General features: G+C 65.0%; 12 protein-coding genes and 1 pseudogene. 9 read left to right on the forward strand and 4 right to left on the reverse strand.

The annotated features are described in order from the left end of the window. Positions 1–143 precede the first annotated feature (143 nt). From ASG57_RS10650 to cysD, 4 genes are all read right to left on the reverse strand, one after another. Positions 144–344, reverse strand: coding sequence for a CsbD family protein (locus ASG57_RS10650; protein ID WP_024340516.1), 201 nt, complete (start codon positions 342–344; stop codon positions 144–146). Positions 345–475: 131 nt separating this feature from the next. Beyond that, positions 476–2,641 carry a malate synthase G gene (locus ASG57_RS10655; RefSeq protein ID WP_024340515.1) on the reverse strand — a complete coding sequence of 722 codons (2,166 nt, stop codon included), beginning with the start codon at positions 2,639–2,641 and terminating at the stop codon, positions 476–478. 293 nt (positions 2,642–2,934) lie between these two features. Next, positions 2,935–4,851: an adenylyl-sulfate kinase gene (cysC, locus tag ASG57_RS10660; protein WP_024340514.1), complete on the reverse strand. Its 1,917-nt coding sequence runs from the start codon at positions 4,849–4,851 to the stop codon at positions 2,935–2,937. 21 nt (positions 4,852–4,872) lie between these two features. Beyond that, positions 4,873–5,667, reverse strand: a complete 795-nt coding sequence (cysD, locus tag ASG57_RS10665) for a sulfate adenylyltransferase subunit CysD (RefSeq protein ID WP_024340513.1) — start codon at positions 5,665–5,667, stop codon at positions 4,873–4,875. Positions 5,668–5,911: 244 nt separating this feature from the next. On the opposite strand from cysD, the gene cysG reads away from it, so the two are divergent. The 9 genes and pseudogenes from cysG to ASG57_RS10705 all read left to right on the forward strand — a co-directional run bounded on the left by cysG (position 5,912) and on the right by ASG57_RS10705 (position 12,971). After that, positions 5,912–7,336 carry a siroheme synthase CysG gene (gene cysG, locus ASG57_RS10670; protein ID WP_024340512.1) on the forward strand — a complete coding sequence of 475 codons (1,425 nt, stop codon included), beginning with the start codon at positions 5,912–5,914 and terminating at the stop codon, positions 7,334–7,336. After that, the gene (locus tag ASG57_RS10675) at positions 7,333–7,650 is read left to right on the forward strand and encodes a DUF2849 domain-containing protein (RefSeq protein WP_024340511.1); all 318 of its coding nucleotides are present in this window, start codon (positions 7,333–7,335) and stop codon (positions 7,648–7,650) included. The genes cysG and ASG57_RS10675 overlap by 4 nt, the downstream gene beginning before the upstream one ends. Positions 7,651–7,661: 11 nt before the next feature. Then, entirely contained in the window at positions 7,662–9,317 is a 1,656-nt protein-coding gene (locus tag ASG57_RS10680; protein WP_024340510.1) for a nitrite/sulfite reductase, read from the forward strand. Then, complete coding sequence (locus ASG57_RS10685) at positions 9,304–9,819, forward strand: DUF934 domain-containing protein (RefSeq protein ID WP_024340509.1); 516 nt, start codon at positions 9,304–9,306, stop codon at positions 9,817–9,819. Before ASG57_RS10680 ends, ASG57_RS10685 begins: the two co-directional genes overlap by 14 nt. Next, positions 9,816–10,541 carry a phosphoadenylyl-sulfate reductase gene (locus ASG57_RS10690; protein ID WP_024340508.1) on the forward strand — a complete coding sequence of 242 codons (726 nt, stop codon included), beginning with the start codon at positions 9,816–9,818 and terminating at the stop codon, positions 10,539–10,541. Before ASG57_RS10685 ends, ASG57_RS10690 begins: the two co-directional genes overlap by 4 nt. Positions 10,542–10,636: 95 nt before the next feature. After that, positions 10,637–10,840, forward strand: coding sequence for a hypothetical protein (locus ASG57_RS10695; RefSeq protein WP_024340507.1), 204 nt, complete (start codon positions 10,637–10,639; stop codon positions 10,838–10,840). A gap of 219 nt (positions 10,841–11,059) precedes the next feature. Then, positions 11,060–11,263: pseudogene (gene cysW / locus ASG57_RS36575) on the forward strand (sulfate/thiosulfate ABC transporter permease CysW); the annotation flags it as partial. Further along, positions 11,253–12,287: a sulfate/molybdate ABC transporter ATP-binding protein gene (locus ASG57_RS10700; protein ID WP_024340506.1), complete on the forward strand. Its 1,035-nt coding sequence runs from the start codon at positions 11,253–11,255 to the stop codon at positions 12,285–12,287. The pseudogene cysW and the gene ASG57_RS10700, both read left to right, overlap by 11 nt. Positions 12,288–12,467: 180 nt before the next feature. Beyond that, positions 12,468–12,971 carry a CAP domain-containing protein gene (locus tag ASG57_RS10705; protein WP_024340505.1) on the forward strand — a complete coding sequence of 168 codons (504 nt, stop codon included), beginning with the start codon at positions 12,468–12,470 and terminating at the stop codon, positions 12,969–12,971. Positions 12,972–12,998: the final 27 nt, after the last annotated feature.

The following is a 12,998-nucleotide window of genomic DNA, read 5'->3' on the forward strand; positions in this document are numbered from 1 at the left end:
CCTCGCCTACAACATCCTCCGCGCCATCAACATCAAAACCGCCGCAGCCTGAAAGCACCTGAAGCAAAAGAGGCCCCGGTTACCCGGAGCCTCCAATCGTTTCCACACAGCCTGGTGAGCCGGGGCTTCGTTCGCGTAAATTCTCAGTGCAGCCCTTTGAGCCAGTCGTCGACGTCCTGCCGAACCTGGTCCTTGGCCTTGCCATAACGTTCCTGCAGCCGGCCCTCGAGCTGCTCGCGGCGACCCTCGATCAGTTGAAGGTCGTCGTCGGTGAGCTTGCCCCACTTCTCCTTGGCCGAGCCCTTGAACTGCTTCCAGTTTCCTTCGATGCGATTCCAGTCCATGACCATCTCCTGTTGGTTGATGGCCCGACAACGCGACCCCTTCGCAGCCGGTTCCGCGGCACCTTGCGGCGTTTCGTCCAACGAAAAAGCCCCGGCATGCGCCGGGGCTTTTGACGTTTCACTGAGTTCGCTCAGCCCAGCGACTTGGCCTCGCGGCGGCGCGCGGTCAGGATGTATTCGGTGTAACCGTTCGGCTGCTCGCGGCCCTTGAAGATGAGGTCGCAGGCGGCCTTGAAGGCGACGCCGTCGAAGCTTGGCGCCATCGGCTTGTAGATCGGGTCGCCCGCATTCTGCTTGTCGACGACGATGGCCATGCGCTTGAGCGATTCCATCACCTGCGCCTCGGTGATCACGCCCTGGTGCAGCCAGTTGGCGAGATGCTGGCTGGAGATGCGCAACGTCGCGCGGTCTTCCATCAGGCCGACGTCGTGGATGTCGGGCACCTTGGAGCAGCCGACGCCCTGGTCGATCCAGCGGACGACGTATCCGAGGATGCCCTGGCAATTGTTGTCAATCTCCTGCTTCACGTCATCTGGCGCCCAGTTCGACTTCGACACCGGAATGGTGAGGATGTCCGAGAGCTTTGCGCGCGTCCCGCCCTTGGCGAGTTCCTGCTGGCGCGCGATGACGTTGACCTGGTGGTAGTGCAGCGCGTGCAGCGTCGCGGCGGTCGGCGAGGGCACCCAGGCCGTGGTGGCGCCGGCCTGCGGATGGGCGAGCTTTTGCGCCAGCATATCCGCCATCTTGTCGGGCGCGGCCCACATGCCCTTGCCGATCTGGGCGTGGCCGGGCAGGCCACAGGCCAGGCCCATGTCGACGTTCCAGTCCTCATAGGCCTTGATCCAGGCCTGCGCCTTCATCTCGTTCTTGCGGATCATGGGGCCCGCTTCCATCGAGGTGTGGATCTCGTCGCCGGTACGATCGAGGAAGCCGGTGTTGATGAACATGATCCGCTTGGAGGCGCGCTGGATGCAGGCCTTGAGGTTGACTGTGGTACGCCGCTCCTCGTCCATGATGCCGACCTTGAGCGTGTTCTCGGGCAAGCCCAGCATCTTCTCGACGCGGTCGAAGATCTCGCAGGTGAGCGATACCTCGTCCGGCCCGTGCATCTTCGGCTTCACGATATACGCCGAGCCCGTGCGGCTGTTCTTGACCTTGGAGAGACCCTTGAGGTCGTGAATGGCAAGCAGGCCCGACACGGCGGCATCGAGCAGGCCCTCGGGGACCTCCTCGCCCTTCTCGTCCAGCACCGCGTCGGTGAACATGTGGTGACCGCAATTGCGCATCAGGAGCAGGCTGCGGCCGTGCAGCTTGAGCTCGCCCTTGCCGTCAGGCGTCTTGTAGCTGCGGTCGGCATTGAGCGAGCGCGTCAGCGTCTTGCCGCCCTTCTCGAAATCGGCCGACAACGTGCCGTTCATCAGGCCGAGCGTGTTGCGGTAGACCAGCACCTTGTCCTCGGCGTCGACGGCAGCGACCGAATCTTCCATGTCGAGGATGGTCGAGACTGCAGCCTCCATGATCACGTCGGCGACGCCGGCCGGATCGTCCTTGCCGATCGCGCTGCTGCGGTCGATCTTGACCTCGATATGCAGGCCGTTGTTGACGAGCAGCACTGCACTCGGCGCGGCGGCATCGCCCTGGAAGCCGGCGAACTGCGCGGCGTTCTTCAGCGCGGTGGCGTTGCCGCTCTTCAGCTTTACCGCAAGCTGGCCCGCGACGACGCTGTAGGCGGTGACGTCGGTGTGGCTGCCGGTTGCGAGCGGCACGGCGTTATCGAGGAACGCCTTGGCCTTGGCGATCACCTTGTCGCCGCGCGCCTTGTTGTAGCCCTTGCCGCTCTCGGAAGCATCATGCGGGATGGCATCGGTGCCGTAGAAGGCGTCATAGAGCGAGCCCCAGCGCGCATTCGCCGCGTTCAGCGCGTAGCGCGCATTCGTCAGTGGCACGACCAGCTGCGGGCCGCAGATCTTGCCGATCTCCTCGTCGACATTGGCAGTCTCGACGTTCTGGGTCGCCGGCTCCGGGACCAGATAGCCGATCTCCTTCAGGAAGGCGGTATAGGCGTCGAGGTCGAACGCCTTGCCCTTGTTGGCCCGGTGCCAGTCGTCGATCTTGGCCTGAAGTGTGTCGCGGAATGCGAGCAGTTCGCGGTTCTTCGGCCCCAGTTCCTTGATGATGCCGGCGAGCCCGGCCCAGAACGCATCCGGCGCGATCCCCGTTTTCGGGGCCGCTTCCTTGGCGATGAAATCAAACAGGACGGGAGCGATCTTCAATCCGTGGGCGTCGACGCGTTTCATGATGGGCTTTCTTGTTGGAAATGGCTGCTTTTGGCTGCTTTTGACCCGACAGCAGCAAAATGCGCTCCAGGGAGCGGCTTTCGGGGGCCTATTAGCCCCAAAAAAGGGGCGGTGAGAAGACCCCCGCGCGGTTGTCAAAATGTCAAGGAATAGGGGCAGCCGCTCGCGCCGCTGTCATTTCCCGCGAAAGCGGGCAAGCCAGTGCGCCGCGGCTTCTCCGTATCCCATCGCTGTCTCCGGCGTATTGGGGCGCCCGGCCAATCGGGCGAGGACCGCGGGGGGCTGGGACAGAATCAAATATTCGCAGCGAGGTCCACGACCTCGTCGAACAGCACGCCGGTCGTCTTCAGCATGTGCTCGACCTCGTCGGTCGCCTCGGCGACCGTCCTCTTCGACGTGTCGATCACGAGTTCGGCCGCGTCAGGCTTCTCGTAGTCGTTGCCGATCCCGGTGAACGAAGCCAATGCACCTGCACGGGCCTTCTTGTAGTGGCCCTTGGGGTCGCGCTCCTCGCACACCTCGGCCGGCGTCGCGACGTGGATCTCGCGGAACGCGGTGTCGGCGATCCGGCGTGCCGCTGCGCGATCCTCGCGGGCCGGCGAGACCGCGGCGACGATGGCGATATGGCCGTTGCGGGCAAGGTGCGTCGCGACCTCGGCGAGGCGGCGGATGTTCTCGCTGCGATCAGCGGCGGAGAAGCCGAGATCGCTGTTGAGGCCCGCGCGCAGCGTGTCGCCGTCCAGCAGGATCGGCGAGCCGCCATGGCTGAACAGCCGCCGCTCCAGCGCTTTTGCCAGCGTCGACTTGCCGGAGGCGGGCAGGCCGGTGAGCCAGACCACGGCGCCGTTGTGGCGATAGCGCGCCGAGCGCTCGTCGGGCCGCAGCGCCGATTCCACCGGCACGATGTCAACAGGCACGGCGCGTTGGCCGGCATCGACCGACAGCACCAGGCCGCCGCCGGCGATGCGTCCGGACACCTCGATCACGAGGCGGCCGGTGCGCGGGTTCTCGGTGTAGGGGTCGGTCGCGATCGGACTGGACAGGGAGATGTCGATCTCGCCGACATGGTTGCGGCCGATCACCCTGTTCTCGGAGCTCGAGAGCTCGCCGGGATCGATCGCCTTCTCGATGGCAACCACGGTGGCGCGGCTTTCCTTCGGCCCGCAGCGCACCAGCAGCTGGTCGCCCCTGGCGAGCGGCTTGTCGTGCAGCCAGAAGATCCGCGCGCGCAGCCGCCGCGTTTCGCGCGGTGCGCTGCCTGCATGCGCGACGATGTCGCCGCGCTCGATGAACAATTCGCGATCGAGCGTGATGCCGACCGAGCGGCCCGCGCCCTGACGGCTGGCGACCGACGTTACCGGCCAGCTCTCGACCGACTTGATCCTGGCGATCTTGCCGGCGGGCATGATCACGATCTCGTCGCCGGCGATCAGGTTGCCGGACTCGATGCGGCCCGCGACGATGCGGCGGTCGTCGAATTTGTAAATTGCCTGCACCGGCAGCCGTAGCGGCAGTGCCTCCAGCGCCCGTGCGGGCTCGAGCCGGTCAAGCGCTTCGACCACGCTTGGTCCCTTGTACCAGCCGATCCGATCGGTGCGCTCCGCGACGCCGTCGCCGTCGCGCGCCGAAATCGGGATCACCGCCGTCGGTGTCACGCCGAGGCCATTGAGATGCGCGGAGATCTCGTCGCTGATCGCGTTGAAGCGGTTGACGGAGAAATCGACGCGATCCATTTTGTTGACGACGACCGCAACCTGCTTCACGCCGAGCAGATGCAGGAGATAGCCATGCCGCCTGGTCTGGTCGCGCACACCCTCGAGCGCATCGATGATCAGCACCGCGCCGTCGGCCTGGGAGGCGCCGGTGATCATGTTGCGCAGGAACTCGGCATGGCCGGGCGCGTCGATCAGCACGATGTCGCGCGAATTGGTGCGGAAACGGATCTGCGTGGTGTCGATGGTGATGCCCTGGTCGCGCTCGGTCTGCAGCGCATCGAGCAGGAACGACCATTCGAACGGCATGCCGCGCCGCGCGCTGACGGCTTTCAACATGTCCAGCTTGCCCTCGGGCAGGCTGCCGGTCTCGTGCAGGAGCCGGCCGACCAGCGTCGACTTGCCGTGATCGACATGGCCGACGATGACGATGCGCACCTGGGGACGGGTGGTGCCGTTCGGAGTGCTCGGCGGAGCCGTGGTGACGATCATGTTCATGGAACGCTCGCGTCCTTGAGGTCAGAGATAGCCGGCGACGCGCAGGCGCTCGAAAGCGTCCTCGGTCTCGTGATCGAGCGCGCGCCCCGAGCGCTCCGGTACCTTGGTCTGTTCGAGCTCGATCAGGATCTCGTCGATGTTCGAAGCGTTTGAGGCGACCGGATTGGTAATGTCCTGGTCACCCAGCGAGCGATAGCGCTTGCCGTTCCTGGCGAGGTACAACGGAATGATCGGGATGTTCTCGCGCTTGGTGTAGGCCCAGATGTCGGCCTCGGTCCAATGCAGGATCGGATGGATGCGCAGATGCGCGCCCTGCGGCGGCGAGGCGTTGAAATGATCCCAGAACTCCGGCGGCTGGTCGCGCACATCCCAATTGCCTTCGAGGCCGCGCGGCGAGAACACGCGCTCCTTGGCGCGCGTCGCCTCCTCGTCGCGGCGGATGCCGGCGATCAGGCCGTCGAAGCCGTATTTGGCGAGCGCCATCTTGAGGCCCTCGGTCTTGCGCGCGGCGGAACGCGCGGCCGGCGGCAGCGTCGGGTCGACGGCATCGATCGGCGGGCAGGGCTCGACGCGCAAATCGAGATCCCATTCTTTGCCGTAATGATCGCGGAAGCGATACATCTCCGGAAACTTCTTGCCGGTATCGACGTGAAGAGCCGGGAACGGCATCTTGCCGAAGAAGGCTTTCCGCGCCAGCCAGATCATCACGTTGGAATCTTTCCCGAGCGACCACAACAAGGCGATCTTCTTCAGCCGGGCAAAAGCCTCGCGGAAGATGTAGATGCTCTGCGCCTCGAGCTGGTCGAGATGGTCCATGCTCGGAGCGACATCGGCGGAGAATTCTTGCGCGCGCGCGGGGTCGGCCGGCGCCGGCTTGCTCACTCGATCAGCGGCGGAATCGTCCTTGAGAAGATGCATCTCTGCGACTTTGCGTTTGGAGGCGAAAATTCTATAGTTGCAGTGCGGAAGAGAAGAAAAAATTTTCTCTTTGCGCGCTAGAAACGAGACATATATAGAAAATAATTCCAGTCAACCCCGGTTGTGGGGAAGCGAGTAGCGCATGCGGTTCTTGCCGGTATTTCTCGATCTCAAGGCCGGTCCGGTGGTCCTCATCGGTGCGGGCGAGCTTTTGCGCGCCAAGCTGCGCGTGCTCGCTGCTGCCGGCGCACGCATCCGCGTGCACGCGATCGACGGTAACCATGACCTTGGCCTCAACCCGGAAGATGCGGCGCGCGTCGAGATCGCGGCGGGCGATCCGCTCACGGCCGATCTCTCAGGTGTCATCGCCATCGTTTGCGCTGGTGCGGGTGATGTCGGGGTGGCGATGTCGGTCCGCGCCAAGGCTGCCGGCCTGCCCGTCAACGTCATGGACGATCTCGAACATTCCAGCTTCATTTTCCCGGCGATCGTCGATCGCGGGGATGTCGTGGTCGCGGTCGGCACCGGCGGAACCTCGCCGGTGGTGGCGCGTCGCGTGCGGGAGAAGATCGAGGCGCTGCTGCCGGCCCGCATCGGCGAGCTTGCGGAGTTCATCGGCGGCTTCCGCAAGTCCATCAACGAACGTATCGCCGAATTTCCGCTGCGTCGCCGCTTCTGGGAGCGCGTGATCGACGGTCCGATCGGCGCCGCCGTGCTCGCCGGTCGCAGGAGCGAAGCGGACGCATCGCTCAAGGCGATTGCCGACCCTTCCGAATTCGCGCGTGCCGACAAGCCGGAAGGCTCGGTCGCGCTGGTCGGTGCGGGGCCAGGCGATCCCGATCTGCTCACCATCAAGGCGCTGCGCGCGTTGCAGGATGCGGACGTCGTTTTCCATGACGAACTGGTCTCGCCCGAGATTCTCGATCGCATCCGCCGCGACACCACGCGCGTCGCGGTCGGCCGCCGCGTCGGCAAGCCCGGCATCGGCCAGGACGCTATCAACAAGCGCATGATCGAGGCGGCGCAATCCGGTCAGCGCGTGGTGCGGCTGAAGGGCGGCGATCCCTTCGTGTTCGGCCGCGGCGGCGAAGAGGTTGAAGCGCTGCGTGCCGCCGGCGTCGCTTATTCGATCATCCCCGGCATCACGGCGGGCCTCGGCGGCGCCGCCGATTTCGAGGTGCCGCTGACGTACCGCCATGAAGCGACGCGCATCACTTTCCTCACCGCACACAAGGCGCGCGATGCGGAAGCCGTCGACTGGTCGACGTTGACCGACACCAAGATGACCGTCGTGGTCTACATGGGCATGACCGCGGCGCCGGCCGTGCGCGCGGGCCTGTTCGCGGCCGGCCGCTCGCCGGAGACGCCGGTCGGCGTGTTCGCCCGCGTCACGCGGCCCGATGCGCAAGGCGCGATCGGCACGCTGCGGGATCTGCCCGAACTGGTGCGGCGGACCCAGGGCGGTCCCGCCATCCTCATCATCGGCGACGTGGTCCGGCACGCCGGCTCGCTTCGCCGCCAATCTCCAAGACAAATCATCTCCGACCTCCTGGATGCAGCCGAATGACCTCTCCGCTCGAACAAAAGAAGATCCGCATCGCCGGCCCCTCCGTCGTGACCGCCAACCGCACCTGGGACGGCATCGTCGTGTACCGCACCGCCGCTAGGGCCTGGTCCGCGGAGCTCTCGGAAGCCGCGATCGTGCGCAACTCCGAGGAGGCCAAGGCGTTGCTTGCGGAGGCCGTGGCCGATGACGTCGGTGCCATCGGTCCCTATATCGCGCCGGTTCAGATCGGTGCCGACGGCAGGATCGTTCCCGGCAATCTGCGCGAACAGATTCGCCGCACCGGCGTCACCATCGGACAGCCGGCCCAGGTTTAAGGCACGCACTCATGTATGCTTACGACGAAATCGACCGCACGCTCGTCAACGAGCGCGTCTCGGAGTTCCGCGACCAGGTGAAGCGGCGCCTCTCCGGCGAACTCACCGAGGACGAGTTCAAGATCCTGCGGCTTCAGAACGGCGTGTATCTGCAGCTGCACGCCTACATGTTCCGCGTCGCGATCCCCTACGGCACGCTGGCGACCAACCAGCTGCGGGCGCTCGCCCACGTCGCGCGCAAATACGACCGCGGCTACGGCCATTTCACCACGCGGCAAAACATCCAGTTCAACTGGATCAAGCTCGCCGAGCTGCCGGACGCGCTCGAAGACCTTGCCAAGGTCGGCATCCATGCGATGCAGACCTCCGGCAACAACATGCGCAACGTCACCTCGGACCAGTGGGCCGGCGTCGCGCCCGGCGAGATCGAGGATCCCCGCATCTGGTCGGAGCTGATCCGCCAGCACACCACGCTGCATCCGGAATTCTCGTTCCTGCCGCGCAAGTTCAAGATTGCGATCACCGCCTCGGATCACGACCGCGCCGCGATCAAGATCCACGACATCGGCCTGCGCCTGATCAGGAACGAGAAGGGGGAGACCGGCTTCGAGGTACTGGTCGGCGGCGGTCTCGGCCGCACGCCCTTCATCGCCAAGACCATCAAGCACTTCGTGCACGGACGCGACATCCTCAGCTACATCGAGGCGATCTTGCGCGTCTACAATCAGTACGGCCGCCGCGACAACATCTACAAGGCGCGCATCAAGATCCTTGTGCACGAGCTCGGCATCGAGAAGTTCTCGCGCGAGGTCGAGGAGGAGTGGCAGCAGATCCGCAACTCCTCGCTCCAGATCGACGACGAGGTGATCGAGGACATCCGCTCGCGCTTCACCTATCCCGCCTACGAGAAGCTGCCGCACATGCCCGACGAGCTGCGCCAGGCCGCGGCCGATCCGGATTTCGAGGCGTGGCGCAAGAACTCGGTCGCACCGCACAAGGTGCAGGGCTATTCCATCGTCACGATCTCGCTGAAGCCGACCGGCGGCCCTCCGGGCGATGCCACCGCCAAGCAGATGGACGCGCTCGCCGATCTCGCCGACCAATATTCCTTCGGCGAGATTCGCGTCGGCCACGAGCAGAACCTGGCGCTGCCGCATGTGGCCAAGCGCGATCTGCCGGCGCTGTGGAAGGCGCTCGACAAGCTCGGGCTCGCGACGCCGAACGTCAATCTGATCACCGACATCATCGCCTGCCCGGGGCTCGATTATTGCTCGCTGGCGAATGCCCGCTCGATCCCGATCGCGCAGGAGCTGACGCGGCGCTTCGCCAATCACGAGCTCGCCAACCTCATCGGCCGGCTCCACATCAACATCTCCGGCTGCATCAATGCCTGCGGCCATCACCATGTCGGCCACATCGGCATTCTCGGCGTCGAGAAGAACGGCGAGGAAGTCTACCAGATCACGATCGGCGGCCGCGCCGACGAGAACGCCACGCTCGGGACCCTGATCGGCCCCGGCGTCAAGTTCGACGAAGTCGCCGATGTCGTCGAAGACGTCGTGGAAGCCTATCTGGCGCTGCGTGAGCGGCCGGAGGAGCTGTTCATGGATACGGTCAAGCGCCTCGGCGTCGAACCCTTCAAGGAGCGTGTCTATGCCACTCGTTAGCGGCGGAAAGATCACGGGCGACGGCTTCGTCAAGCTCGCCGTCGACACCCCGCTGCCCGAGGGCGGCGACATCCTGGTGCCGGCCGAGCGGTTTCTCGCTGAGGCCGACGCGCTGCTCGAGCGTTCGGGCAAGGTTGGCGTGATCTGGCCGAACAATCGTGACATCGCTGAGCTGGTGCCGTATCTCGGCAAGGTCGCCGCCGTCGCGCTGGTGTTTCCGACGTTCCGGGACGGGCGCGCCTACAGCCAGGCGAGGCTGCTCCGCGAGCGCTACAATTACCGCGGCGAGTTGCGCGCCACCGGCCAGGTGCTGCGCGACCAGTTCGTGTTCATGCTGCGCGCCGGGTTCGATGCCTTCGAGGTGAAGAAGCAGGCTGATGCCGAGGCCTTCATGCAGACGGCCAAGCGCTATTCGGTGTTCTACCAGCCGACCGGCGACGGCCGCATCACGGCGCTGCACCGGCGCATGCAGCTGCGTCATTCTGAAGGTGTCGGCACGTGAATGCGGTCGCGCCTCAGGTTTCAGCAGTCTCTTCGTTGCCCTCGGCGGACGAGCTCGATCGCGCCTTGCGCGATGCCTCGCCAGCGGAGATCGTTGCGGCGGCGCTGAAGACGGTCGGGCGCGACAAGCTCGCGCTGGTGTCGTCCTTCGGCACGGAATCGGCGACGCTCCTCAAGGTCATGGCAGACGTCGATGCTGCGATTCCGGTGATCTTTCTCGACACCGGCTGGTTGTTTGAGGAGACGCTGGCTTATCGCGATACGCTGATCGCCACGCTGGGCCTCAAGGATGTCCGCTCGGTCAAGCCGGCCGAGGAGGTGCTGTCGCTCGACGATCCCGACCGCGATCTCTGGTTCTCCGATCCCGACGCCTGTTGCCGCATTCGCAAGGTCGAGCCGCTGGCGCGCGCGCTGCAGCCGTTCTCGGCCTGGATCAACGGCCGCAAGCGTTTCCAGGGCAATGCGCGCGCCGAGATTCCGGTCGTCGAGGACGATGGCGTGCGCTTGAAGTTCAATCCCTTCGCCAATGTTTCGCGCCAGGAGATCGAGGCGATCTTCGTCCGCGCCAGGCTGCCGAGGCATCCTCTGGTTGCTTCAGGATTCCTGTCGGTTGGGTGCATGCCTTGCACCAGCAGAACGACCGAGGGTGAGGATGCGCGCGCTGGTCGCTGGCGCGGCCGAGCCAAGACAGAATGCGGCATTCACACGATGAAGGCTTCGTAGCACCGTCACGAGGCTTCGACCGCCCATCGGAAGGAGACAGGCAAGAGCGTCGGGATCAGGCCGTCGCATGGCGATAGCGTTCGCAGGCGCGCGCGGTGATCGATGGATGGCAGGCCGATGTGCTGACGCTTACGCTGGCCTGTGGGATCGACGCCATCGCGCGCAAGGGTCTCACCACGACCGATTGGCAGAAGCGCCTGCGCAGAATTCGTCGCCCTATCCGTGGCACTGCGTCGATCGATCCTCGCCGAGCCCCCGTCACCATCGTCGACGAGGTTGTCGACAGAAAAGCAGCCTGAACGCGGCTGACCCTTGCTTGCGGTATTGGTATACTAAGGGGCGCGAGCGGTCGCGGCGCGCACTTTCTATCGTTCCAGCGACGCCAAGATTGCGAGGAAAGCACGAGAGCATCTTCGCGAAGATCGAGCTGTTCGGGACGTCTTCGGCGGTTGGACCAAGGCGCAGAAGGAGCATTTCGCCCATGGCGGCGACTTTGATCAGATCTACAAGACTGATCGGGCGTCGTCGAAGGCGTCTCCCGCCATGTTCGTGGCGAGACCAATAGGATGCCGCTGCTGGTCGAGATCCTCTACAACGAGTATCAGTTCGCCGCCGCCTTTGCGATCGCCTCGCTGCTGGCGATGCTGGCGCCGATCACGCTGATCGCGAAGGCCGTTCTCGAACGCCATCTGGACGAAGGACAGGACGCAAGTGACCATTGAAGTCAGAAATCTCGTCAAGACTTTCGGCAGCTTCAAAGCGCTTGACGGCATCGATCTCAAGGTCGACAGCGGCGAGCTGGTGGCGCTGCTTGGTCCGTCCGGCTCCGGAAAGACCACGTTGCTGCGGATCGTCGCCGGCCTCGACTGGCCCGATTCAGGCGAGGTCTTCATCAATGGCGAGGACGCACTGGCCCAGGGCGCGCGCGAGCGGCACGTCGGCTTCGTGTTCCAGCACTACGCGCTGTTCCGCCACATGACGGTGTTCGAGAACGTCGCCTTCGGTCTGCGCGTGCAGCCGCGCGCGGTCCGCAAGGACGAGGCCGCGATCCGGACCCGGGTCAAGGAGCTGCTCGATCTCGTGCAGCTCGACTGGCTCGCCGACCGCTATCCGAGCCAGCTTTCCGGTGGCCAGCGCCAGCGCATCGCGCTCGCCCGCGCGCTCGCGATCGAGCCGCGCATCCTGCTGCTCGACGAGCCGTTCGGCGCGCTCGATGCCAAGGTGCGGAAAGAGCTCCGCGAATGGCTGCGCTCCCTGCATCACGAAATCCACGTGACCTCGATCTTCGTCACCCATGATCAGGAGGAGGCGCTCGAAGTCGCCAACCGTGTCGTCGTGATGGACAAGGGCAGGATCGAGCAGATCGGCTCGCCCGGCGATGTCTATGAATATCCGGCGACCGCCTTCGTCCACGGCTTCATCGGCGAGTCCATCGAGCTGCCGGTCCAGGTCGAGGGCGGTGCTGTCAGGCTCGGTGGCCGGCCGCTTCGGCTCGCAGCCGAAGGGCTTGCGCCTGGCGCGTCGAAGCTGTTCGTCCGGCGACACGACATGCTGATCGGCCCGCCCGGCAGCGGCGCGTTCGAGGGCGCTGTTCGGCATGTCCGCAATTTCGGCCCCGTACAGCGCGCCGAGGTCGCGCTGTCGGGCGGCGAGACCATCGAGATCGACGCCCCCCGCGACAAGGAGCTGCGCGTCGGCGACATGATCGGCTTGGAGCCCCGCCGCTACCGGATATTTGCGGGCTGAGGCGCCCGGTCATTCCGGGGCGATGCGGAGCATCGAACCCGGAATCGCGAGATCGTCGCGCGAGATTCCGGGCTCGCGCTGAGGCGCGCGTGGGGAATAACGGCTCAATTTTTCCTCAAAATTCACCTTTCAGCCACGGTTGGTATGCAACAACGGCCCCTCATTTGGGGGTCTCGATTCATGCGCGCTGCGGCCGCAATTCTCATCACTTTGCTGCTCGCCGGTTGTGCCGGCAATGAGACACCGGTCCAGCAGCCGTCCATGTACACCGACATGGCGGTCCCGGGCTCCAAGCTCGATGTGCAAGCGGCAGCGGTGATGATCTCGCAATACCGCCAGAACAACGGGCTCGGCACGGTCGTGATCGACCCCGATCTGACGCGGCTCGCCGAATCGCAGTCCAATGCGATGGCGGCGGCCAACAAGATGGACCACGATGTCCGCGCGCCGCTGGCCAGGCGCCTGGCCGCCGGCGGCTATCCCGCGACCGTGGCCGTCGAGAACATCTCCGCAGGCTATCATACGCTGGCGGAGGCGTTTTCCGGCTGGCGCGATTCGCCTCCGCACCGCGCCAACATGCTCAAGAACGGTGTCACAAAATTGGGCATCGCGGCGAGCTATGCTCCCGGCACCAAATACAAGGTGTTCTGGACCATGATCCTGGCCTCGACGGAGCCGCGATAAGCCAGACTTGATTTGGGGTGCATTGAC

It is taken from the genome of Bradyrhizobium sp. Leaf396 (assembly GCF_001424605.1).
Lineage (GTDB): Bacteria > Pseudomonadota > Alphaproteobacteria > Rhizobiales > Xanthobacteraceae > Bradyrhizobium > Bradyrhizobium japonicum_C.